The organism is Microbacterium sp. Root280D1 (genome assembly GCF_001428975.1).
In the GTDB taxonomy this organism is placed as follows: Bacteria; Actinomycetota; Actinomycetes; order Actinomycetales; family Microbacteriaceae; genus Microbacterium.
This window is the reverse complement of record NZ_LMJK01000002.1, coordinates 1,147,512-1,171,251: the sequence shown is the minus strand read 5'-3', so window position 1 is coordinate 1,171,251 and position 23,740 is coordinate 1,147,512. Positions and strand designations below refer to the sequence as shown.

Genomic DNA, 23,740 nt, shown 5'->3' with positions numbered 1-23,740 from the left:
TCACGCTCTGAACGGGCCGTCATCCTTCGGGATGGCGGCCCGTTCTGCGTCTCGACGCGTCCTCGGATCTCCATGACCGATCATTACGCTCGCATTCGTCACATTCCGGCGGGTTGGACAGCATGGGGACATGACCTCTCTGCTCTCGGCGCCCTCGACGGCCGGCGCGTCGGCGATCGCCGGCACCGCACAGCCGGTGCGCCTGCAGGGGGTGGAGCGCAGCTTCACGCTCTCCCGCGGCCGGCGCGACGTCCTCCGCGCGGTCGACGTCGACGTCGCCGCCGGTGAGATCATCGCCATCGTCGGTCCCTCCGGGTGCGGCAAGTCGACGTTGCTGCGGCTCGTCGGGGGACTGGATGCGCCGACCGGCGGCAGCATCCGCATCCAGGACACGCGCGTGGCCGACGTCGACGAGCGCACCGCCGTCGCGTTCCAGGAGCCCCGCCTGCTGCCATGGCGGACCATCGCCCAGAACATCGAACTCGGTCTGCCCCGTGGCACCGCGCGCCGCGAAGGCCGGGAACGTGTGCGGGAGCTCATCGAGCTCGTCGGCCTCGAGAAGGCCGCTGATCAGCGGCCACGCGAAGTGTCGGGTGGCATGGCGCAGCGCGCCTCGCTCGCACGCGCCCTCGCTCGCAATCCCGGCGTGCTGCTGCTCGACGAGCCGTTCGGTGCGCTCGATGCGCTCACCCGCCTGCGGATGCACGATCTGCTCCTCAAGATCCATGCGGCTGAGCCGACCACCGTGCTCCTCGTCACGCACGATGTCGAAGAAGCCCTCTATCTCGCCGATCGTGTGCTGCTGCTGCGCACGCTCGGCGACGCCGACACGGAAGCGCCGTCCATCGTGCGCGCGATCACCGTCCCCGGCATCCGACCCCGGGACCGCGCCGATCGCGGTCTCGCCGACCTCCGCGCAGAGCTCCTCGAAGGACTCGGCGTGGACACCCACCACCGCACCGCCACCGAGGAGACCCGATGAGCACCATCACCCGACGAATCATCCCCGCGATCACGATCGCAGGGACGATGATGCTCGTCGCCACCGGCTGCGTCGCCGGTGAGAACGCCACCGCCTCGGACTCGTCGTCCGACGACGCGGCAGCCTCGGGGGAGTGGTCGGCGGACACTCTGTCCATCGACTTCGCGACCTACAACCCGCTCAGCCTCGTGATCCGCGACCAGGGGATCCTCGAGGAGATCCTCGGCGACGACGTCGAGGTCGAGTGGGTGCAGTCCGCGGGATCCAACAAGGCGAACGAGCTGCTGCGCTCCGGCTCGATCGACGTCGGCTCCACGGCCGGCTCGGCGGCACTGTTCGCCCGATCGAACGGCTCACCGATCCAGGTCATCGACATCTTCTCGCAGCCCGAATGGTCGGCGATCGTCGTCGGCCCCGACAGCGACATCACCTCGGTCGAGGACCTCGCGGGCAAGTCGGTCGCGGCGACGAAGGGAACGGACCCCTATTTCTTCCTGCTCCAGTCTCTTGAGGAAGCAGGCCTCTCGGTCGACGACGTCGAGGTCCAGAACCTCCAGCACGCCGACGGCCGTGCCGCTCTCGACAGCGGCTCGGTAGACGCGTGGGCGGGCCTCGATCCCATCATGGCCGCGGCCGAGGTGGAATCGGGCGATGAGCTCATCTACCGCAACGTGGACTTCAACACCTACGGCTTCCTCAACGCCACCGAGGACTTCATCGAGAACCACGCGGACCTCGCGCAGGCGGTCGTCGACGCATACGAGCAGGCGCGCGAGTGGGCCCTCGAGAACCCCGACGAGACCGCGGCGCTGCTCGCCGAGGTCGCAGGGATCGACCCCGCGGTCGCGACGACCGTCATCGAGGAGCGGTCGAACCTCGACGTCAGCGGCATCCCCGGTGAGGCGCAGATCGCCGTGCTCGAGAAGATCGCGCCGGTGCTGGTCGAATCCGGAGATGTCCAGGGTGGCGAGGCTTCGGTCGAGAAGGCTCTCGACTCCCTCATCAACGCCACCTTCGCCGAGAAGGCGGTCGGCGGCGAGTGATCACTCCCGACCAGCGCGTGGTGGTGCCCGCGGATGCGCAGGATGCGATCGACGCGGCGCGCGGAGTCCGGCGTCGTGACGAGGCCGGTGCCCGTCATGCCTGGGATCGACCCGCGGTGCGTCTCGTCGGCGGACTGCTGCTTCCGCTCATCATCGTCGGTGCCTGGCAGCTGGTCACGACCACCGGGCTCGTCGCGCCCTACCTGCTCCCTTCGCCGGCATCCGTCTTCACCGCGGGGGTCGAGCTGGCCGAGCGCGGCACGCTGTGGACGCACGTCGCCATCTCGGTGCAACGGGTCCTGCTCGGGTTCGCGGTCGGTTCTGTCATCGGACTCGCGGTGGCCGGCATCGTCGGTCTGTCACGGGTCGGCGACGTGCTGCTCAGTCCGACGCTCTCCGCGATCCGAGCGGTGCCGTCGCTCGCCTGGGTGCCGCTGCTGATCCTGTGGATGCAGATCGGCGAGGAATCCAAGGTGACGCTGATCGCCATCGGCGCGTTCTTCCCGGTCTACACGACTGTCGCGTCCGCACTCCGCCACGTCGACCCGCAGCTGGTAGAGGCGGGACGCTCGTTCAGTCTTCGCGGATGGTCTCTCTTCCGCACGGTGCAGCTGCCGGCCGTCGTGCCGTCGGTCGCCGCGGGGCTCCGGCTGGCGCTCGCGCAGGCGTGGCTGTTCCTCGTCGCCGCCGAGCTGATCGCGTCGTCGATGGGACTCGGCTTCCTGCTGACCGACTCGCAGAACAGCGGCCGCGTCGATCGGATCATCCTCTCGATCGTCCTGCTGGCGCTGCTCGGCACGATCACCAATGCGATCCTCGTGGTGGTCGAGAAGTACCTGCTCCGTCGGTGGATGTGACGATGACCGAGGCGCGCCTGCACGAGACCCGTGCGTACCCGGCCCCTGCTGCGTTCGCCGCTCAGGCGAACGTCGCCGATGAGGCGTATGCGAGGGCCGCCGCGGATCCCACGGCCTTCTGGGAGCAGGCCGCGTCCCGACTCGACTGGGCAGAGCACTGGCACACGGCCCACGAGTGGGATCCGCCTGCGGGCGATGCCGTCCCGGCGGCGCGCTGGTTCGTGGGCGGGCGCCTCAACGTGGCGTACAACTGCGTCGAGCGTCATGTCGACGCCGGGCGCGGGGACAAGATCGCCCTCCACTTCGAAGGAGAGCCGGGGGACAGGGCTTCGGTCACGTACGCGGACCTCCAGCGTCGCGTCTCGCAGGCGGCGAACGCGCTGACCGCGCTCGGCATCGAACCGGGCGACCGGGTGGTCGTCTACCTGCCCGTGCTGATCGAGACGGTCGTGATCACGCTCGCATGCGCACGGATCGGCGCCGTGCACTCACTGGTGTTCGGCGGCTTCTCGGCCGAAGCGGTGCGCTTCCGTCTGATCGACACCGGCGCCAAGCTGCTCGTCACGAGCGACGGGCAGTTCCGCCGCGGCACCGCGACCGAGGTGAAGTCGACGGCCGACATCGCCGCAGCGGATCTGCCGGACCTCGAGCATGTGCTGGTCCTGCGGCGCACCGGCCAGGACGTGCCGTGGACCGACGGCAGAGACGTCTGGTGGCACGACACGGTCGGCACAGCCTCGTCCGACCACATCGCGCAGGCGTTCGACTCCGAGCATCCGCTGTTCATCATCTACACATCGGGGACCACCGGAAAGCCCAAGGGCCTCGTGCACACCTCCGGTGGCTACCTGACGCATGCGAGCTGGGCACACTGGGCGCACTTCGACGCGAAGCCCGACGACGTGCACTGGTGCACGGCGGATCTCGCGTGGGTGACCGCTCACACCTACGAGATCTACGGGCCTCTCTCCAACGGGCTGACCCAGGTGATCTACGAGGGAACGCCGGACACCCCCGATCGCGAACGTCATCTCGAGATCATCGAGCGGTACGGCGTGACGGTGTACTACACGGCGCCGACGCTGATCCGCACCTTCATGACCTGGTTCGGGCCCGAACTCCCGTCGGGTCACGATCTCTCGACCCTCCGTCTGCTCGGGACCGTCGGCGAGGCGATCAATCCGGAGGCCTGGATCTGGTTCCGCCGGAACTTCGGGCGCGATGAGCTGCCGGTCATCGACACCTGGTGGCAATCCGAGACCGGGGCGGCGATGATCGCGCCGCTGCCCGGGGTCACGACCCTCAAGCCGGGGTCCGCGTCCGTGCCGCTGCCCGGCATCGATGCGACGGTCGTCGACGCGGACGGCCACGAGGTCGCTCCCGGCCGGTCGGGCACGCTCGTGGTGCGCCGCCCGTGGCCGGGTATGGCGAGGACGGTGTGGGGCGACCCTCAGCGCTACCGCGATGCGTATTGGTCCGCCTACGCCGGGCACGGCGAACACGGCGGCTACTACGTGGCGGGCGACGGTGCGACGAGAGACGCCGACGGCTACATCTGGATCCTGGGGCGGCTCGATGACGTGGTGAACGTGTCGGGCCACCGGCTGTCCACGATCGAGATCGAGTCGGCGCTGGTGGCGCACGAGACGGTGGGCGAAGCGGGAACGGCCGGCGTCGCAGACCCCATCACAGGCCAGGCGGTGGTCGCCTTCGTGACTCCCTCCGGACGATCCGAGGTGTCGGTCGCCGCGCTGCGGTCGCAGGTGGCGGCTGCCATAGGTCCTGTCGCCAAGCCGAAGCACATCGTCGTGGTCGCCGACCTGCCGAAGACCCGCTCGGGAAAGATCATGCGCCGACTTCTCGCCCAGCTGTGGGAGGCCGAGCAGGATCGTCGCTCGGGACGAGCCCCAGCTCCGCTGGGAGACACGACATCGCTGCAGAATCCGTGGGCCGTCGGCGAGATCGCCGCCGTGCTCGAGAACGCTGAACTGAGGACATCATGACGGAAGAACATCGCTTCGGGTTTCGCACGAGGGCGCTGCATGCCGGCGGGACTCCCGACGCAGCGACCGGCGCCAGGGCCGTGCCGATCTACCAGACGACGTCGTTCGTGTTCGACGACGCGGCGGACGCCGGCAACCTCTTCGCCCTCCAGAAGTACGGGAACATCTACTCGCGCATCGGCAACCCCACCGTCGCCGCGCTCGAGGAACGCCTGGCCTCGCTCGAGGGCGGCATCGGCGCGGTCGCGACCGCCTCGGGGATGAGCGCGGAGTTCATCACGTTCGCGGCGCTCGTCGGAGCGGGCGACCATGTGGTCGCCGCGGCGCAGCTGTACGGGGGCACGGTGACCCAGCTCGACGTGACCCTGCGTCGTTTCGGCGTGGAGACGACGTTCGTCGCGTCGACCGATCCCGCCGACTATGCCGCCGCCATCCGTCCGGAGACCAAGGTCGTCTACGTGGAGATGATCGGCAATCCCTCGGGTGAGATCGCCGACATCGAGGGGCTGGCCGAGGTCGCTCACGCCGCAGGTGTGCCGCTGGTCGTGGACGCCACGCTCGCCACCCCGTACCTCGCGCGCCCTCTGGAGCACGGCGCGGACATCGTCATCCATTCGGTCACCAAGTTCCTGGGCGGACACGGGACGACGCTCGGCGGCGTCGTCATCGAGAAGGGCACCTTCGACTGGGGCAACGGCCGGTTCCCGCAGATGACAGAGCCGGTCGAGTCGTACGGCGGCATCAAGTGGTGGGACAACTTCGGCGAATACGGCTTCCTCACCAAGCTCCGCACCGAGCAGCTGCGTGACATCGGCCCGGCGCTGAGCGCGCAGTCGGCGTTCAACCTCCTCCAGGGAGTCGAGACGCTGCCGCAGCGGATCGATGCGCACCTTGCGAACGCGCGGATCGTGGCCGAATGGCTCGACTCCGACCCCCGGGTGGAGTATGTGACGTGGGCGGGTCTCGAGCATCATCCGCACCACGAGCGCGCAGCGAAGTATCTGCCGCTCGGTCCTGGTTCGGTGTTCGCGTTCGGGGTCAAGGCCGACGACGGTCGCTCGGCGGGCGAGACGCTCATCGAGAATCTTCAGCTGGCATCGCACCTCGCGAACATCGGGGACGCGCGCACGCTCGTCATCCACCCGGCATCGACGACCCACCGTCAGCTCACGGAATCGCAGCTCGTCGCGGCGGGCGTGCGACCTGACCTCATCCGCATCTCGGTGGGCCTCGAGGACGCAGAAGACATCATCTGGGATCTTGACCAGGCCCTCACGACAGCGACAGGAGCCACTCGATGAGCGGAATCGAGACCACCGGCGCCGACGCCTGCGCGCTGCCGACCGCCCAGGATTCTGCGGCCTGCGCCCTGCCCGCATCCGCGCCGGCGCACCCGGATCGGACCTGGGAGGGCCCCAGCCAGCAGCAGCGCTTCGGCATATTGCGACGCGCGAAGTCGGTCGCCATCGTCGGCGCGTCGAACAATCCCGCGCGCGCCTCGTACTTCGTCGCGACGTACCTGCTCTCCAGCACCGCATACGACGTCTATCTCGTCAACCCGCGGGAATCGGAGATCCTCGGTCAGCCGGTCTACTCCTCACTGTCCGACCTGCCCGTGGTTCCGGACATCGTCGACGTCTTCCGCCGCCATGACGACCTGCCCGGCGTCGCCCAGGAGGCGATCGAAGCCGGGGCGCAGACCCTGTGGCTGCAGCTGGGATCGTGGAATGAGGATGCCGCGGCGATCGCCGAAGGCTCAGGGCTCTCCGTGGTGATGGATCGCTGCATCAAGATCGAGCACGCCCGGTTCCACGGAGGCCTCCACCTGGCCGGTTTCGACACCGGCGTCATCAGCTCGCGACGGCAGCTGCTGGCCCGCTGATCCACGATCTCAGCCCCGTTTAGACTGGCGAGATGCCTCTCATCGCGCTCACCGGCGGCATCGCCTCGGGCAAGTCGACCATCGCACGACGACTCGCAGAGCTCGGCGCGGTGGTCGTCGACGCCGATCAGATCGTCCGCGACGTGCAGTCGCCCGGCTCCGAGGTTCTGGCTCGGATCGAGGATGCCTTCGGCGCGGACGTCATCTCGGCGGACGGCGCACTCGACCGCGCCGCCCTGGGGGCCAAGGTCTTCGCCGATCCGGAGCAGCTGGCACGACTGAACGCGATCGTGCATCCGGCCGTCCGTGCCGAGTCGCAGCGACGATTCGAGGCGGCAGCGGCCGCCGAACCGGGCGGTGTGGTCGTGTACGATGTGCCCCTTCTGGTCGAGGCGCGCGTCGATGACCCCTGGGACCTGATCGTCGTCGCCCATGCGCCTGCCCAGGAGCGCAGACGGAGGCTCGTGGAATTGCGCGGCATGGCGGAACAGGCTGCGCAGGAGCGGATCGATGCGCAGGTCTCGGACGAGCGTCGGCTGGCGATCGCCGATGAGGTCGTCGACACATCCGGATCCCTGGAGCAGACGATGCTGCAGACCGATGCCCTGTGGGAGCGGATCCGCTCGTCGTGACCTTCACCGGTCACGCACCCGGATCCCCTGCCTATCGGCGTCTCATCGTCGGGCTCTTCTTCGCCGGCATCGCGACATTCGCCCAGCTCTATTCGCCGCAGGCCGTTCTGCCGCAGCTCTCGTCCGATCTCGGGATCACGCCTGCCACCGCGGCACTCGCTGTATCGGCCGCGACGCTCGGTCTCGCGGCGGCGGTGATCCCGTGGTCGATGGTCGCGGATCGCATCGGCCGAGTGCCGGCGATGGGGACCGGCATCCTCGCCGCTACCGTTCTGGGTCTGGTCGCTCCGCTCAGCACCGGCATGGAGATGCTGCTGGCGCTGCGCCTGCTCGAGGGCATCGCACTCGGCGCCGTGCCGGCCGTAGCGCTCGCGTACCTCAGCGAGGAGGTGAGTGCGCGGCATGCCGCGGCGGCCGCGGGGAGCTACATCGCCGGGACGACCGTGGGTGGTCTGCTCGGTCGCGTCGTGTCCGGATTGGCGGGCGAGCAGTGGGGGTGGCGTGCGGGAATCTGGGTCGTGGCCGGTGTCTGCGCGATGGCGGCCGCTCTCTTCCTCTGGCTGACGCCGAAGGCCCGGGGGTTCGTGCCCGGTCGGCTTCGCCAGGGTGCGACAAGCGGGATGCTCGCGCGTCTCGTGTCGCCGATGCGCTCCGCACCGCAACTCGCCCTCTACGCGCAGGGCTTCCTTCTCATGGGGGCGTTCGTCGCGGTGTACAACTACCTCGGATTCCACCTCATCGACGCGCCGTTCTCTCTTCCGAGCTGGCTGGTGACCCTGCTCTTCCTCGCCTACCTCGCGGGCACCGTCTCGTCACCGACCGCCGGTGCTCTCGCATCTCGCTTCGGTCGGTACCCGGTGCTGCTGTGCTCGATCGCGATGATGGGCATCGGAGCGCTCGCCATGCTCAGCCAGGCCGCGCTGCCGGTGGTCCTCGGACTGCTGCTCTTCACGGGCGGCTTCTTCGGCGCACATGCGGTTGCGTCGGGGTGGGCTCCGGCCGCTGCCACGCCGGACAGTCGTGCGCAGGCATCGTCGCTCTACTACTTCGGCTACTACGCGGGCTCGAGCCTGTTCGGATGGGCGCTGGGAATCGTGTTCGGCAGGGCGGACTGGGCGTGGTTCGTGGGCGCGATCATCACGATGTGCGCGGTGTCGGCGGCACTCGCGGCGCGCGCGCTCCGGTCGTCGCCGACTGGACGCATATGATCGCGAGGCGGCACCGCCGCGCAGCCGCTCGTCGGCGCGACCGACCCGAAGGACCAGCACCATGCGCATGAGGCATCTTGCAGCGTACGACCACGAGCTGCGCACGGATGCGGAAGTGGTGCATGCCCTCGATGTGGCGACGCACGGACCGCTGCGTCTCGCCGCCTTTCCGGGCGGGCGCGGGTTCGTGTCCTACGCCGATCTCGGCGGGGTCGATCAGGGCGGCATCGAGGCGCTCGTCGATGCCGCGCTCGCGCACTTCGGGAGGCGGAGCGACATCGACTCGATCGAGTGGAAGACGCGCGGGCATGACCGGGCACCGGGGCTCGGCGGGACTCTCGAAAGCCGAGGCTTCGTGCCGGAGGAGACGGAGTCGGTGATGATCGGCGAGGCGGAGCTGCTCGCCCAGCCGGTGTCGCTCCCCGCCGGAGTCGAGCTTCGGCGCGCGCGAACGGAGACCGAGGTGTTCGCGATGGAGGAGATGCAGGGCAGGGTGTTCGGCGATCCCCGGTGGCGGGTGCGGGTCGAGACGACGCTGCAGCGCATCCGCGAGGACGACACGGTGGAGCTGTGGACCGCCGTCGCCGGAGACGAGGTGATCAGCGCTGGACGGCTCGAACCGGTCACGGGCACGCGATTCGCCGGTCTGTGGGGAGGTGCGACGCTGCCCGAGTGGCGGGGCCGCGGCGTCTATCGGGCTCTGACGGCCCAGCGGGCGCGATCCGCCCTCGCCCTCGGCAAGGTGTATCTGCACTCGGATTCCACGGAGTTCTCGCGGCCGATCCTCGAGCGGGCCGGGCTCGTCACGGTCACGACCACCACTCCCTACGTGTGGACGCGGTCGACTGACTGACGGGCAGGGATTCCGCTGGGGGCTCTCGTGGCCCCGATGTCGGTGGCCCGGCATACGCTGGAGGTATGCAAACCACGCGCAGCGTCCGTCCTTTCGAGGTCATCAGCGAATACGCGCCCGCCGGCGACCAGCCGAAGGCCATCGCCGAGCTCGCGTCGCGCATCAACGCCGGCGAGACAGACATCGTCCTGCTCGGTGCCACGGGTACCGGAAAGTCCGCGACGACCGCCTGGCTGGTCGAGCAGGTGCAGCGTCCGACGCTCGTCCTCGCGCACAACAAGACTCTCGCCGCGCAGCTCGCCAACGAGTTCCGCGAGCTGATGCCGAACAACGCCGTCGAGTACTTCGTCTCCTACTACGACTACTACCAGCCGGAGGCGTACGTCCCGCAGACGGACACCTTCATCGAGAAGGACTCGTCGATCAACTCCGAGGTCGAGCGTCTTCGCCACTCGACGACCAACTCGCTGCTGAGCCGTCGGGATGTGATCGTGGTCTCGACGGTCTCCTGCATCTACGGTCTGGGTGCGCCGGAGGAGTACCTCCGGGCGATGGTCGCGCTCCAGGTGGGGGAGCGCTACGACCGGGACGCGCTGATCCGACAGTTCATCTCGATGCAGTACAACCGGAATGACGTCGACTTCTCCCGAGGCAACTTCCGCGTGCGGGGAGACACCATCGAGATCATCCCCGTATACGAGGAGCACGCGATCCGCATCGAGCTGTTCGGCGATGAGATCGAAGCGCTCTATTCGCTGCATCCGCTCACCGGAGAGGTGATCGAGAAGCTCGACTCCGTGCCGATCTTCCCCGCCTCGCACTACGTCGCCGGCACCGACGTGATCCAGCGCTCCATCGGCACGATCGAGCACGAGCTCGAAGAGCGGCTCAAGGAGTTCGAGCGTCAGGGAAAGCTCCTCGAGGCCCAGCGCCTGAGGATGCGCACCACGTTCGACCTCGAGATGCTGCAGCAGCTCGGGTTCTGCTCGGGCATCGAGAACTACTCCCGGCACATGGACGGGCGCCAGCCCGGCGAGCCGCCGCACACGCTGCTCGACTTCTTCCCTGACGACTTCATGCTCGTGATCGACGAGTCGCACGTGACGGTGCCGCAGATCGGTGCGATGTACGAGGGCGACGCCTCCCGCAAGCGCACGCTCGTCGAGCACGGCTTCCGGCTTCCGAGCGCGATGGACAACCGGCCGCTGCGCTGGGACGAGTTCAAGAACCGAATCGGACAGACCGTCTATCTCTCTGCGACACCGGGCAAGTACGAGATGGGGATCGCCGACGGCGTGGTCGAGCAGATCATCCGCCCGACCGGACTCGTCGACCCGCACATCATCGTGAAGCCGTCGAAGGGGCAGATCGACGACCTCCTCGAGGAGATCCGGCTTCGGGTCGAGCGTGACGAGCGTGTGCTCGTCACGACACTCACGAAGAAGATGTCCGAGGAGCTCACGGACTTCCTCGGCGAGCACGGCGTACGCGTGCGATACCTGCACTCGGACGTGGACACTCTGCGACGGGTCGAGCTGCTCAGCGAACTGCGTGCCGGGGTGTACGACGTCCTCGTGGGAATCAACCTGCTCCGAGAGGGGCTCGACCTGCCTGAGGTGTCCCTCGTCGCGATTCTCGACGCCGACAAGGAAGGCTTCCTCCGGTCAGGCACCTCGCTCATCCAGACGATCGGTCGCGCGGCGCGAAACGTCTCCGGCGAAGTGCACATGTACGCCGACAAGATCACCGACTCGATGGCGAAGGCGATCGAAGAGACCGATCGCCGCCGCGAGAAGCAGGTCGCGTACAACCTCGAGAACGGTATCGACCCCCAGCCGCTGCGTAAACGGATCGCCGACATCACCGAGGTGCTCGCGCGTGAGGGCGCCGACACCGCTGAGATGATGTCCGGGCGCGGGAGAGCGACCGGCAAGGGCAAGTCGCCGACGCCGAACCTGCGGCGCACCGGCATCGCCGCAGAAGGAGCTCAGCAGCTCGAAGCGGTGATCCAGGACCTCTCGGATCAGATGCTCGCGGCTGCCGCCGAGCTCAAGTTCGAGCTCGCCGGGCGGTTGCGCGACGAGGTGCAGGACATGAAGAAGGAACTGCGCGCGATGGAGAAGGCCGGCCACGCCTGAGAAGCTCGGAGGCACCAGGATGGATGCAGCGGGCGAGGAGCTCGCCGATCGAGTGCGAGCGCTCCTCACACTCGATGAGAACGTCGAGGAGAAGCGCATGTTCGGCACGCGCGCCTTCCTCCTCGATGGGCACATCCTCGTCGGAGCGCGCGCGGGCGGGGTTCTGCTCGTCCGGGTCGATGGCGAGCACGGTGACTCGCTGATCACCCGCCCCGGGGTGGCGGTCGCGGTCATGGGTGCGCGGACGATGGGCACCAGCTGGCTCGATGTATCGCCGAGCGTGCTCGTCGACGACGACGATCTCGCCTCGTGGCTCGACGTCGCACGCCAAGACGCGCAGCGCGACGACTGAGAGCGAGAGTCTCCGCTGACGCGCGAGGGCGAGTCTCAGCCGACGGGTGAGAGCCTGTGTCAGGGGCAGTGAACGAGGGTCTTCGGACCTGAACGGTCGATCTCGTGCTCGCTCATCGGCGCACCGCACAACGGGCAGGCGCGCTCCGCCCGCTCGGACGGGCTCGGCGGGGGAGTCTTTTCGTAAGGGCCGACGGAGGCGGGGCCCGCGAAGCGGATCAGATTCGAGTTGATCCACGCGTACAGTCCTCCGGCCTCGCGAATCCGAGTGCGGAGCGGAGGTCGATCGTCAGAACTGGCCATGTTGCTTAGTGTACTAACTATTAGGGTCAATGTATATTCGAAGCCGTGACCGCATCGGACGACCTGCTCAAACTCGACAATCAGCTCTGCTTCGCCCTGGTGACCGCAGCGCGCAACGTCGTGGCGATCTACCGGCCGATCCTCGAGCCGCTCGGGCTCACGCATCCGCAGTATCTCGTGATGCTGGCGCTCTGGGAGCGTGCTCCGCGTCCCTTGAACGATCTTGCGGCTGACCTCGCTCTCGAGCCGGCGACGGCGTCTCCCCTGGTGAAGCGTCTGGAAGCCGATGGGCTGGTCGCCAGACAACGCAGCGTCGAGGACGAGCGCCGTCTCGACATCACCCTCACGGACACGGGTCGAGCTCTGCGAGATCGCGCTCTCGACGTTCCTCGACAGGTGATGGCCGCCGTGGGGATGGATCTCGAGCAGGTAGCCACACTGCGCGACGGGTTGTCGGCATTCGCGGGTCGCCGCCCCGCCATGGAGTGACCGCACCGTAGGGTGTGGGCATGCCGAGCGAACCCCAGACGCGTCTTGCGCGCCGGAGCGTCGATCGCATGGTCCTCTCGACTCTCGTCGTGGGACTCTTCGTCGTGGCCATGATCGCTGCGGCGATCCAGGGCGCGCCGACGTTCCGCCCCGCCGCGCCGATTCCTCGGGGGACAGCGGAGCCGCTGCCATCCAGTGATCCGGGTGCCACCGGGGTTCCCGAGCCGATGGAGATCGACTCCACCGCCGCCGCGGTCGTTCAGACGCTCGCCGTGATCCTCATGGCGCTGGTCGCTGCGGGGCTCATCGAGCTCCTCGTGATCGCCGCGAGAGCCCTGCTGCGAGCGTGGCGGGATCGCCCGCTGGGCCGTCGTGACGCGGCGGCGGTCGCATCCGAGGTCGATCACCTCACCTCGGCGCCGGAACCCGAGATCGCCGTCGCTGTGATGCAGCGCGGGATCGCCGGGGCGCTCATGCAGATAGACGAGCGCGCCCGAGCGTCTGATGCCATCGTCGCCGCGTGGATCGGCCTCGAAGAGAGTGCCGCAGACGCAGGGGTGAAGCGAGCGGCGACCGAGACTCCCGGCGAGTTCGTGGTGCGGATCATCACTCTGCGGCCCGGGGTGGCCGGCGACGCCGCGTCGCTGCTGCGTCTCTACGAGAGCGTCCGATTCGGAGCCGGGTCGGCCGACGAGGGCGACCGGGCCTCGGCGAGAGAGGCCCTGCGACGCATCGAGGAGGTGTGGCGGTGACTGTCCGCAGAACGCTGGTCGCAGCGGGGGCGGCGGTCCTCGTCGCTCTGGCGCTCCTCGGCTTCGGCTTCACCTGGCCGTTCGTGATCGCATGGGGTCTCCTGATCGGTGCGGTCGGTCTGCTCGCGCAGCTCGCGATGCCGCTCGAGCCGGGGTTCGACGCGCCGCGCATAGACGTGGAGCCGGATCGACGACCTACCGAGATCTCTCGCATGGCGTGGGCACTGAACACACACACCGGCATCGCGGGAGCGCAGATCACGCGCCGTGTCGGGGTGATCCTGCGTCAGCGGCTGATGCGCCACGGAGTGGATCCGGATGACCCTGCCCACCGCGACCGACTCCCGCGGCTGATCGACCCGGGAGTCTGGGAGCGCCTGACGGGACCGGAGACGACGATCGTCGACGTCGAGAGGGCGCTGGACGCGATCGATCGACTGGATCCCACCTCGCCGGACGAACCGTCACCCCGGTTGCACGTACCGACCCCCGACCACGGGCGGCCCTCGCCGCCGCGTCGATGAAGGAGATGCCATGACGAGCCCCGCAGAGATCGCCGCCACCGGAGCCCGGATCCTGGCTGCCGTGCGAACAGTCGTCGTGGGCATGGACGACCCGGTCGAGATCGCTCTGGCCTCGATCCTCGCCGGCGGTCACGTGCTGTTCGAGGATGTGCCGGGCCTGGGGAAGACGCTCGCCGCGCGCAGCCTCGCCTCGGCGCTGGGGCTGTCGTTCCGGCGCTTGCAGTGCACTCCGGACATGCTCCCCGGCGATGTCACGGGGTCGTACGTCTACGCTCCGGACTCGGGGGACTTCGTCTTCCGGCCGGGGCCGATCTTCACCGGACTGCTGCTCGCCGACGAGATCAACAGGACCACGCCGAAGACGCAGTCGGCGATGCTCGAGGCGATGGCGGAGCGTCAGGTGACCGTCGAGGGCAACAGCTTCGCGCTGCCCGCGCCGTTCCATGTGATCGCGACGTCGAATCCGATCGAGTACGAGGGCACGTACGCGCTGCCCGAGGCACAGCTCGACAGGTTCATGGTGCGGCTGTCCGTCGGCTATCCGGCGGCGGAGAGCGAGGCCCGCATCCTGGAGAACCGCGTGAGCAGGCGCCAGGAGGCTGCTCACATCGCTCCGGTCATCGACGCCGCTCAGCTCATCTCCCTGCAGGAGGCCGTCGAGGCCATCCACGTCGACCCGGACATCTCGCGCTACTGCGTCGAGATCGCACGCGCCACCCGGACCGCGGCCAACGTCGAGGTCGGTGCGTCGCCGCGCGGTTCTCTGGGGCTGCTGCTGCTGGGACGAGCGCTCGCGGCTCTGGATGGCCGCGACTTCGTCCGTCCGGACGACATCAAGCGGATCGCCGTGCCCGTGCTGGCGCATCGTCTCACGCTCACACCTCAGGCGTGGGCCCAGGGCGCGTCGGCATCCGATGTGGTGCGCTCGGTCGTCGGACAGGTGGCTGTTCCGCCGACCGTCGGAGTGCTCGGATGACGGACGGACCCGACGCGGGGCGTCGCGGTCCTGTGTTGTCCGTGGCGATCGGAGGCGCTGCCCTGCTCGCCGCGGTCGGCCTTCTCGCGGGAAGACCCGACGTGGTGGCGATGGGGCTTCCTCTGGCCATCTGGAGCGGTCTCGCGATCGCGCGGGGCACATCCGGCGCGGTGGCGAAGATCGCGATCGACCCGGTGCCCGGGCGCGATGGCGAGCTGCTCACATCGATCGCGGTGGACAGCGATGCGGATGCCGTCGAGGTGGTGGTCGTGCAGTCGGAGCGTCGCAGCAGACGCGTGATCGTGCCCGGCGGTGGCTTCACATTCACTGCGCGGAGCAAGGTCCTGCACTCCGGTCCGACGATCCCGGTCCAGGCGGCAGCGAGGGGGTTCTCCTTCGAGGGAGCGGCGCTCTCGTCGACGTCGGACCTCGCCGCCATCAGGCGTCAGGTGGCCCCGCCCCGCCGATCACTCGACGCGCTCCCGCTGCCGCGACGACTGACGGGGTCGCACGGCGCGCACGAGGGGCGTCGGGCGGGTCAGGGCGGCGACTTCCGGGACATCCACCCCTTCGCGCCCGGCGACGAACTCCGCCGCGTGGACTGGCGGGCGACGGCGCGGATGTCCCGTCGGCCAGGCGATCTGATGGTCCGTCGGACCAATACGCTCAGCGACTCGTCGGTCGTGGTCGCCATGGACACGTCTGAGGATCTGGGTGAGGTCGTCGCCTCGTGGGGGAGCGGCGACCGCGAACGCAGCGGCGTGACCTCCCTCGACCTCGTGAGGGAGGCTGCGCGAGCCATCGCCGACTCGGCCATAGGCGAGGGCGACCGCGTCGCACTTCACGTGCTCGTGCACGGCGGCCGGTCGTTGAGGAGCGGCGGCGGCTCGAGGCACCTGGCACGGGTCATGGCGGCCATCGCCGCGACGGGCCAGGCGAGAGACGACGCGACTTTCCGTCGCACTCCTCCCGTGCCGCACGGCTCGGTGGTCTTCGTGCTGTCGACCTTCTTCGAGGGCGCCGCCGCTCGGACCGCGCTGATGTGGAGGGCCAGCGGCCACAGAGTCGTCGCCGTCGATGTCCTCCCTCCGCTCGACCGTGCTCGGCTCACCCGTGCGCAGCTGATCGGCTTGCGCACCGTGCTCGCAGAGAGGGGGAACGTGTTCGCGGATCTCCACGGCGCCGGAGTCGACGTGGTCTCGTGGGCCTCGGACCCGTCCTCGGCGATGCGTGCGATCGCGAGGGCCGGGCGATGAGAGCGAACGACACGCTACGGACGGGTCCTTCCGTCCCGGGACTCGTCGTGAGGGGCGCGCTCGTCGTCGCCGTCGCCGCGGGTGCTGCGATGCTGTGCCCGTTGCTCGGATGGCAGGTGGCGGCAGTCGTCCTGGCGATCATCGCCGCCGCTCTTCCGCAGACCTTCGCGGCCTGGGGGTCGATCGGATGCCTCGTGATCGGGATGCTGATCTCGGAGCCCGACGTCGGGCGCGCGATGATCGCTGTGCTCGCGGTGCAGGTGATCCATGTCCTCATGTCGCTCTCCCTCGTGATCCCGGCCGGCTCCCGCGTGATCGTGACCGTCCTCCGTCCGAGCCTGGTGAGGCTGATCGTCGTGCAGGCGATCGCCCAGCCGATCACCGTGGCCGTCATGGTGGTCATGCGCATCGACACCCCCGCGTCGCTGCCGACAGTGCCCTGGGCCGCTGTCGTCGGGGCCGGAGCCGTGGTCGCACTCGTCGCGACCCTGCTCACGCGGGCGAACCGCGGTACTCGAGAGCACTGATCGCTTCCCTGTGAGCCCTCACGGAGCCAATGTCGGTGGCCACTCGTAGACTTGATCAGTGCCTATCGTCCCGGTTGCAACCCCAGGAAAACTCAGTGTCCGCGGTGCCCGCGTACACAATCTCAAGAACGTCGACATCGACATCCCACGCGACTCCCTCGTCGTGTTCACCGGCCTGTCCGGATCGGGAAAGTCCAGTCTGGCCTTCGACACGATCTTCGCTGAAGGACAGCGTCGCTACGTCGAGTCGCTGAGCGCCTACGCGCGTCAGTTCCTCGGTCAGGTCGACCGACCGGACGTCGACTTCATCGAGGGCCTCAGCCCTGCGGTGTCGATCGACCAGAAGTCGACCAACCGCAACCCGCGGTCCACGGTCGGAACCATCACCGAGATCTACGACTACATGCGTCTGCTGTGGGCGCGGATCGGGATTCCGCACTGCCCCGAGTGCGGTGCGCGCATCCAACGTCAGACCGTCCAGCAGATCGCCGACCAGCTCATGGAGCTGCCCGAGCGCACCCGCTACCAGATCGTCGCGCCCATCGTCTCGCAGAAGAAGGGCGAGTTCGTCGACCTGTTCCGCGAGCTGGGGGCCAAGGGCTACTCGCGCGCGATCGTCGACGGCGACCTCATCCAGCTCGCCGAGCCGCCCACGCTCAAGAAGAGCTACAAGCATGACATCGCCGTCGTCGTCGACCGCCTCGTCGCGGCAGACGACATCCTCGGTCGAGTCACGGACTCGGTCGAGACGGCGCTCGGGCTCGCCGGCGGCGTGGTGCAGATCAACTACGTCGACGCAGAGGGCGACGACGCGTGGCAGTCCTTCTCCGAGAAGCTCGCCTGCCCGAACGGCCACGCGCTCACCCTCACCGAGATCGAACCACGCACGTTCTCGTTCAACGCGCCCTTCGGTGCCTGTCCGGCCTGCTCGGGTCTCGGCACCCGCATGTCCGTCGACATCGACCTGATGCTCGGCGACGAGGAGCTCTCCATCCGCGAGGGCGCGATCATCCCGTGGACCACTCAGGGCAAGGGACTCTTCCAGTACTACGAGCGGCTGCTCGAGGGATTGGCCGACGACCTCAACTTCTCTCTCGACACCCCGTGGCAGGATCTGCGCGTCGACGTTCAGGACGCGATCCTGCGCGGCGACAACTACAAGGTCACCGTCAAGTTCAAGAACCGCTATGGGCGCGAGATGCGCTATGCATCGGGGTTCGAAGGCGTCGTGCCGTACATCGAGCGGCAGTACGCCCAGGCCGAGTCCGACACGCAGCGCTCGCGCTGGGGCGAGTACCTCCGCGAGGTCCCCTGCCCGGTGTGCGACGGCAACCGACTCAAGCCCGAGGTGCTCGCGGTGCAGGTGCACGGGCATTCGATCGCCGAGGTGTCGCACCTGAGCCTTGCCGACGCGCGGTCGTTCATGGAGACCCTCACCCTCACCGATCGTGAGGCGAAGATCGCGGCTCAGGTGCTGCGTGAGATCCGCCTGCGACTCGACTTCCTCCTGCAGGTCGGGCTCTCCTACCTCAACCTCAGCCGGTCCGCCGGGTCGCTCTCCGGTGGAGAAGCGCAGCGCATCCGGCTGGCGACGCAGATCGGCTCCGGGCTCACCGGCGTCCTCTACGTCCTCGACGAGCCGTCGATCGGTCTGCACCAGCGTGACAACCGTCGTCTGATCGACACCCTTCTGAAACTTCGCGACCTCGGGAACACGCTCATCGTCGTCGAGCACGACGAAGAGACGATCGAAGCCGCTGACTGGGTCGTCGACATCGGACCGGGTGCCGGCGTGAACGGTGGAGAGGTCGTGCATTCCGGTCCGTATTCGGCTCTGTTGAACGAGCCGAACTCGATGACGGGCGAATACCTCTCGGGTGCGCGCGAGATCCCCACTCCGGCGAAGCGTCGCAAGCTCGACAAGAAGCGCATGCTGAGCGTGGTCGGCGCCCGCGAGAACAACCTCAAGAACGTCAGCGTGAACTTCCCGCTGGGCGTTCTCACGGCGGTGACCGGCGTGTCGGGTTCGGGCAAGTCGTCGCTCGTCAACGACATCCTGTACCAGGTGCTGGCCTCGCGGCTCAACGGCGCCCGCACGGTTCCCGGAAAGCACACGCGTGTGTCAGGGCTCGACAACCTCGACAAGGTCGTGCACGTCGATCAGGCACCGATCGGCCGCACGCCGCGGTCCAACCCGGCCACCTACACCGGCGTGTTCGACCGCATCCGCTCGCTGTTCAGCGAGACCCCCGAGGCGAAGGTCCGTGGCTATCAGCCAGGGCGATTCAGCTTCAACGTCAAGGGCGGCCGCTGCGAGGCGTGCTCGGGCGACGGCACGATCAAGATCGAGATGAACTTCCTGCCCGACGTGTACGTCGACTGCGAGGTCTGCCACGGCAAGCGCTACAACCGCGACACGCTGTCGGTGCACTACAAGGGCAAGAACATCGCCGAGGTCCTCGAGATGCCGATCGCGGAAGCGGCCGAGTTCTTCGAGCCCATTCAGGCGATCCACCGCTACATGAAGACCCTCGTCGACGTCGGGCTCGGGTATGTGCGCCTCGGTCAGTCGGCGACGACTCTCTCCGGCGGCGAGGCTCAGCGCGTCAAGTTGGCCACCGAGCTCCAGCGGCGCAGCAACGGTCGCAGCATCTACGTCCTCGACGAGCCGACCACCGGTCTGCACTTCGAGGACGTGCGCAAGCTCCTCGAGGTACTGAACGGACTCGTCGACAAGGGCAACACGGTGATCGTCATCGAGCACAACCTCGATGTGATCAAGTCCGCGGACTGGGTGATCGACCTCGGGCCCGAGGGCGGCTCGGGCGGCGGCGAGATCCTGGCGACCGGCACTCCCGAGCAGATCGCGCGAGTCGAGGACAGCCACACGGGTCAGTTCCTCGCCGAGATCCTGGGTGAGGGGCGCTCTGCGCGGAAGGCCAGCTGATGGCCGACGTCCTGCCGTACAAGCCGCGGGCTGGTGAGATCCCCACGAACCCCGGCGTGTACCGCTTCCGCGATGCTGATGGACGCGTGCTGTACGTCGGCAAGGCCAAGAACCTGCGCCAGCGACTGTCGAACTACTTCGCTCCGCTGCGCACGCTCCACGAACGCACGCGGCGGATGGTCACCACGGCGTCGTCCGTCGAGTGGACCGTCGTCTCGACGGACGTGGACTCGCTTCAGCTGGAGTACATGTGGATCAAGGAGTTCGATCCGCCCTTCAACGTCCGCTACAAGGACGACAAGTCCTACCCGTTCATGGCCGTGACCCTGGGTGATGAGGCGCCGCGCGTGATCGTGACCAGGAACCGCAAGATTCCCGGTGCCCGCTATTTCGGTCCTTATCCCAAGGTCTGGGCGGTGCACGAGACGATCGACCTGATGGTCAAGGCATTCCCGATCCGCACCTGCAGCGACTCCAGCTACAAACGCGCGATGCAGACCGGCCGGCCGTGCTTTCCCGGGCAGATCGGCAAGTGCGGCGGGCCGTGCTCGATGACGGTGACGATCGAGGAGCACCGTGCCATGGTCGACGACTTCGTCGCCTTCATGGCGGGCGGCGATGAGCGCTTCACCCGAGAGCTGACCAAACGGATGCTGGCGGCGTCGGCCGCGATGGATTACGAGGCCGCCGCCAGATACCGTGACAAGCTCACCGCGATCGAGGCCGTGCTCGGCAAGAGCGCGCTCGTGCTCGCGACCGACGAGGATGCCGACCTCTTCGGCATCGCGGAAGACGAGCTGGCTGCCGCCGTGCAGCACTTCGTGATCCGCGGCGGGCGCGTCCGCGGTGTTCGCGCGATGACGATCGAGAAGGAGATCGACATCTCGACAGCCGATCTCGTCGACCAGGTGCTGCAGCGCGCGTACGGCGATGCGCAGGATGTGCCCCGGCGGATCATCGTGCCGACCCTTCCCGACGACGCGGCCGAGCTCGAGGTCTGGCTGCGCGAGCGGCGAGGCAAGAAGGTCGAGATCGCCATCGCCCAACGGGGGCAACGCGCTGATCTCATGCGCACGGCGACCCTCAACGCGCAGCAGGCCCTGATCAGGTACAAGACCCGTCGTACGAGCGACTACGTCGCACGAACCCAGGCTCTGACCGATCTGCAGGAGGCGTTGGGGATGTCGGAGGCGCCGCTTCGCATCGAGTGCTTCGACATCTCGCACCTCGGTGGCACGAACGTCGTCGCCTCGATGGTGGTCTTCGAAGACGGACTTCCCCGCAAAGACCAGTACCGGTCGTTCAACATCGCCGAGACCACCGACGATACGGACTCGATGTACCAGGTGCTGCGTCGTCGACTCGCCTACCTCGATCGTCCGGAAGAGATCGATGAGCCCGCATCTGCAGCGGTCCCCGTGGAGGCGGGAGACGAGTCCGATGACGTCGTCGTGGAGGTCAAGCGCAAACCGCGCTTCGCCTATCCGCCGCAGCTGCTGCTGGTCGACGGCGGACAGCCCCAGGTCGAAGCGGCGGCACGGGCACTGCGAGACGCCGGGCACACCGAGATCGCCGTGTGCGGCATCGCCAAACGGCTCGAGGAGATCTGGCTCCCGGGGGAGGACTTCCCGGTGATCCTGCCGCGCACCAGCGAGTCGCTCTACCTGCTGCAGCGGCTGAGAGACGAGGCCCACCGGTTCGCGATCACGCACCAGCGCAAACGACGCAAGAATGACATCACATCGATCCTGGCCGAGGTGCCAGGCCTCGGCTCCTCGAGGATCAAGGTCCTCCTGAAGCACTTCGGCTCCGTCACCGCGCTGCGCTCCGCACCTCTGGAGGCGATCCAGGAGGTGCAGGGGATCGGTCCTGTCCTCGCACAGAACATCCATACGCATCTCTCCACTCGCTAGGCTGGAGCCAGCGGGGGGAGAAGGAGTAACCATGACTGACGGGGACAAAGGCGAGTTCCTCATCGTCACGGGCATGTCGGGCGCAGGGCGCACGACGGTAGCCAACGCACTCGAGGACCTCGGCTGGTACGTGGTCGACAACCTGCCGCCGCAGATCCTCCGACCGCTGCTCGACCTCACGGACATGGGCGGTGACGCTCTGCCGAAGGTCGCAGCGGTGGTCGACGTTCGCGGGCGCAACCTCTTCGACGACTTCCCGGGCGTCGCGAGGGCGCTGAGATCGCGTGGTTCCGTCCGCGTGCTGTTCCTGGACGCGTCGGACGATGTGCTCGTGCGTCGGTTCGAGGCGGTTCGCCGACCCCACCCGCTGCAGGGGGACGGCACTCTGCTCGACGGCATCCGCGTCGAGCGCCAGCGACTGGCGCCGATCCGCGAATCGGCCGATCTCGTGGTCGACACCTCCGCACTCAACATCCATCAGCTCGCCACCCAGGTCTCCGACCTCTTCTCGGAAGCGGGCGCAGCGAGGCATCGTGTGACGCTCATGAGCTTCGGTTTCAAGTACGGTCTCCCGACCGACGTCGACCTGGTCGCGGATATGCGCTTCCTCCCGAACCCGTTCTGGAACGAAGAGCTGCGGGGCCTGACCGGTCAGGACGAGTCCGTCAGGGACTACGTGCTGTCACGCGAGGGCGCCGCCGAGTTCCTCGATTCGTATTCGGCGGCACTCACTCCGGTGCTCGAGGGGTATCAGCGCGAGAACAAGAGCCATTCGACCGTCGCGATCGGCTGCACCGGCGGAAAGCACCGCTCCGTGGCCATGGCGGAGGAGCTGGCCCGTCGGCTCGCCTCCGTGCCGGGAGTGGCCGTCAACGTGCGTCACCGGGACCTCGGCAGGGAATAGCAAGAGCCTCCGTCAGAGTAGGCTGGAGGTTTGCGCCGCGATCCGGCGCGTGAGCGTAGAGGAGTGTCGTGGCACTAACGACCGACGTCAAGGCTGAGCTGGTCAGCATCCGTAATGCACCCCCGACGGTGCGTGTCGCGGAGGTCACCTCGATCCTCCGGTTCGCCGGCGGACTGCACTCCATCGCCGGGCGGGTCGCCGTCGAGGCGGAGGTGGATGCCGAGATCCTCGCGCAGCGTGTCGCGCGAGACCTCGCCGAGATCTACGGGGTCCGACCGGAGATCGCACAGGTGCAGTCGAGCACGGTGAATGACGGCGCGCGATGGGCTGTCCGGGTCATCGCCTCGGGGGAGACCCTCGCACGCCAGACCGGTCTGCTCGACCAGCGTCGGCGTCCGGTCCGCGGACTCCCCAACCGTCTCACCACTGGCTCTCGCGCTGAAGTGGCCGGTCTCTGGCGGGGTGCGTTCCTCGCCGCGGGAACGCTGAGCGAACCCGGCCGATCGGCCATGCTCGAGGTCGCCTGCCCGTCATCCGAGGCCGCCATGGCACTCGTGGGCGCGGCGCATCGCCTGGGTGTCGCCGCCAAGGCGCGCGAGGTGCGAGGCATGCCGCGCGTCGTCGTGCGTGAGGGCGAGGCGATCCGCACCATCCTCAGCGAGATGGGTGCTCAGAAGACCGCGGTCGCCTGGGAGGAGATGCGCCAGCGTCGCGAGGTGCGTGCGGGCGTCAACCGTCTCGTCAACTTCGACGATGCCAACCTCCGTCGCTCCGCGCAGGCCGCCGTCGCCGCCTGCGCGCGCGTCGAGCGGGCCCTGGAGATCCTCGCCGACGAGGTGCCCGACCACCTCAAGGTCGCGGGTGAGCTGCGTCTCGCGCACCGCGACGCGAGCCTCGACGAGCTGGGTCACCACGCCGATCCGCCCATGACCAAGGACGCCGTCGCCGGCCGCATCCGCCGTCTTCTGGCGATGGCGGACAAGCGTGCCCAGCAGGAGGGCATCCCGGGAACGGAAGCAGCCGTGCCCGCGGGTCTCGACGTCTGACCACAGCGAACGACATCAGCGAGGCGATCCCTGTCAAGGGGTCGCCTCGCTTCGTCATATGGGGGAAGGATCAGGGTCGGCGACGCGTTGTCGTCACTAGGATGAGTTACGTCCGCTCTACGTCGCACATCGGCGGCGCAGAGGATCGGCAAGC

Annotated in this window: 22 protein-coding genes; 21 read left to right on the top strand and 1 reads right to left on the bottom strand. The window is 68.1% G+C overall.

Annotated features, from left to right (window positions below; all coding sequences use genetic code 11):
• The first annotated feature begins 130 nt into the window (after positions 1–130).
• The 11 genes from ASE34_RS11890 to ASE34_RS11840 all read left to right on the top strand — a co-directional run bounded on the left by ASE34_RS11890 (position 131) and on the right by ASE34_RS11840 (position 11,950).
• Positions 131–982, top strand: a complete 852-nt coding sequence (locus ASE34_RS11890; protein WP_056278944.1) for an ABC transporter ATP-binding protein — start codon at positions 131–133, stop codon at positions 980–982.
• Positions 979–2,025: an aliphatic sulfonate ABC transporter substrate-binding protein gene (locus tag ASE34_RS11885; protein WP_056278943.1), complete on the top strand. Its 1,047-nt coding sequence runs from the start codon at positions 979–981 to the stop codon at positions 2,023–2,025. Before ASE34_RS11890 ends, ASE34_RS11885 begins: the two co-directional genes overlap by 4 nt.
• Positions 2,022–2,882, top strand: a complete 861-nt coding sequence (locus tag ASE34_RS11880) for an ABC transporter permease (RefSeq protein WP_150115086.1) — start codon at positions 2,022–2,024, stop codon at positions 2,880–2,882. Before ASE34_RS11885 ends, ASE34_RS11880 begins: the two co-directional genes overlap by 4 nt.
• A gap of 2 nt (positions 2,883–2,884) precedes the next feature.
• Positions 2,885–4,885 carry an acetate--CoA ligase gene (gene acs, locus ASE34_RS11875; RefSeq protein WP_056278942.1) on the top strand — a complete coding sequence of 667 codons (2,001 nt, stop codon included), beginning with the start codon at positions 2,885–2,887 and terminating at the stop codon, positions 4,883–4,885.
• Positions 4,882–6,186, top strand: a complete 1,305-nt coding sequence (locus ASE34_RS11870; protein WP_056278941.1) for an O-acetylhomoserine aminocarboxypropyltransferase/cysteine synthase family protein — start codon at positions 4,882–4,884, stop codon at positions 6,184–6,186. The genes acs and ASE34_RS11870 overlap by 4 nt, the downstream gene beginning before the upstream one ends.
• Entirely contained in the window at positions 6,183–6,767 is a 585-nt protein-coding gene (locus ASE34_RS11865) for a CoA-binding protein (protein WP_082586608.1), read from the top strand. Before ASE34_RS11870 ends, ASE34_RS11865 begins: the two co-directional genes overlap by 4 nt.
• Before the next feature lie 32 nt (positions 6,768–6,799).
• Entirely contained in the window at positions 6,800–7,399 is a 600-nt protein-coding gene (gene coaE / locus ASE34_RS11860; protein WP_056278940.1) for a dephospho-CoA kinase, read from the top strand.
• A complete protein-coding gene (locus ASE34_RS11855; RefSeq protein ID WP_082586632.1) occupies positions 7,396–8,607 on the top strand; it encodes an MFS transporter in 1,212 nt (403 codons plus the stop codon). Before coaE ends, ASE34_RS11855 begins: the two co-directional genes overlap by 4 nt.
• A 67-nt stretch (positions 8,608–8,674) precedes the next feature.
• Positions 8,675–9,460 carry a GNAT family N-acetyltransferase gene (locus ASE34_RS11850; protein ID WP_056279123.1) on the top strand — a complete coding sequence of 262 codons (786 nt, stop codon included), beginning with the start codon at positions 8,675–8,677 and terminating at the stop codon, positions 9,458–9,460.
• A gap of 65 nt (positions 9,461–9,525) precedes the next feature.
• On the top strand, positions 9,526–11,598 hold the full coding sequence (gene uvrB, locus ASE34_RS11845; RefSeq protein ID WP_053096678.1) for an excinuclease ABC subunit UvrB: 2,073 nt from the start codon (positions 9,526–9,528) through the stop codon (positions 11,596–11,598).
• 19 nt (positions 11,599–11,617) lie between these two features.
• On the top strand, positions 11,618–11,950 hold the full coding sequence (locus ASE34_RS11840; protein WP_230100727.1) for a TfoX/Sxy family protein: 333 nt from the start codon (positions 11,618–11,620) through the stop codon (positions 11,948–11,950).
• Positions 11,951–12,009: 59 nt separating this feature from the next.
• Here the strand turns inward: ASE34_RS11840 and ASE34_RS18165 are convergent, their stop codons facing one another.
• Positions 12,010–12,252 carry a hypothetical protein gene (locus tag ASE34_RS18165; protein ID WP_053096676.1) on the bottom strand — a complete coding sequence of 81 codons (243 nt, stop codon included), beginning with the start codon at positions 12,250–12,252 and terminating at the stop codon, positions 12,010–12,012.
• 45 nt (positions 12,253–12,297) lie between these two features.
• On the opposite strand from ASE34_RS18165, the gene ASE34_RS11835 reads away from it, so the two are divergent.
• The 10 genes from ASE34_RS11835 (at position 12,298) to whiA (ending at position 23,586) form a co-directional block, all read left to right on the top strand.
• On the top strand, positions 12,298–12,741 hold the full coding sequence (locus tag ASE34_RS11835; RefSeq protein ID WP_053096674.1) for a MarR family winged helix-turn-helix transcriptional regulator: 444 nt from the start codon (positions 12,298–12,300) through the stop codon (positions 12,739–12,741).
• Between the two features lie 20 nt (positions 12,742–12,761).
• Positions 12,762–13,493: a DUF4129 domain-containing protein gene (locus tag ASE34_RS11830; protein ID WP_082586607.1), complete on the top strand. Its 732-nt coding sequence runs from the start codon at positions 12,762–12,764 to the stop codon at positions 13,491–13,493.
• Positions 13,490–14,017 (top strand): hypothetical protein, encoded by a 528-nt coding sequence (locus ASE34_RS11825; RefSeq protein WP_157538214.1) that lies wholly within the window; start codon positions 13,490–13,492, stop codon positions 14,015–14,017. The genes ASE34_RS11830 and ASE34_RS11825 overlap by 4 nt, the downstream gene beginning before the upstream one ends.
• A 10-nt stretch (positions 14,018–14,027) precedes the next feature.
• Positions 14,028–14,993: an AAA family ATPase gene (locus tag ASE34_RS11820; protein ID WP_056278936.1), complete on the top strand. Its 966-nt coding sequence runs from the start codon at positions 14,028–14,030 to the stop codon at positions 14,991–14,993.
• Complete coding sequence (locus ASE34_RS11815) at positions 14,990–16,249, top strand: DUF58 domain-containing protein (RefSeq protein WP_056278935.1); 1,260 nt, start codon at positions 14,990–14,992, stop codon at positions 16,247–16,249. Before ASE34_RS11820 ends, ASE34_RS11815 begins: the two co-directional genes overlap by 4 nt.
• Positions 16,246–16,776: a hypothetical protein gene (locus tag ASE34_RS11810; RefSeq protein WP_157538213.1), complete on the top strand. Its 531-nt coding sequence runs from the start codon at positions 16,246–16,248 to the stop codon at positions 16,774–16,776. Before ASE34_RS11815 ends, ASE34_RS11810 begins: the two co-directional genes overlap by 4 nt.
• Before the next feature lie 58 nt (positions 16,777–16,834).
• A complete protein-coding gene (uvrA, locus tag ASE34_RS11805; RefSeq protein ID WP_053096663.1) occupies positions 16,835–19,723 on the top strand; it encodes an excinuclease ABC subunit UvrA in 2,889 nt (962 codons plus the stop codon).
• On the top strand, positions 19,723–21,636 hold the full coding sequence (gene uvrC / locus ASE34_RS11800) for an excinuclease ABC subunit UvrC (RefSeq protein ID WP_056278933.1): 1,914 nt from the start codon (positions 19,723–19,725) through the stop codon (positions 21,634–21,636). Before uvrA ends, uvrC begins: the two co-directional genes overlap by 1 nt.
• 31 nt (positions 21,637–21,667) lie before the next feature.
• Positions 21,668–22,540, top strand: a complete 873-nt coding sequence (rapZ, locus tag ASE34_RS11795) for an RNase adapter RapZ (RefSeq protein WP_053096659.1) — start codon at positions 21,668–21,670, stop codon at positions 22,538–22,540.
• 68 nt (positions 22,541–22,608) lie between these two features.
• Positions 22,609–23,586 carry a DNA-binding protein WhiA gene (whiA, locus tag ASE34_RS11790; protein WP_056278932.1) on the top strand — a complete coding sequence of 326 codons (978 nt, stop codon included), beginning with the start codon at positions 22,609–22,611 and terminating at the stop codon, positions 23,584–23,586.
• Positions 23,587–23,740 lie beyond the last annotated feature (154 nt).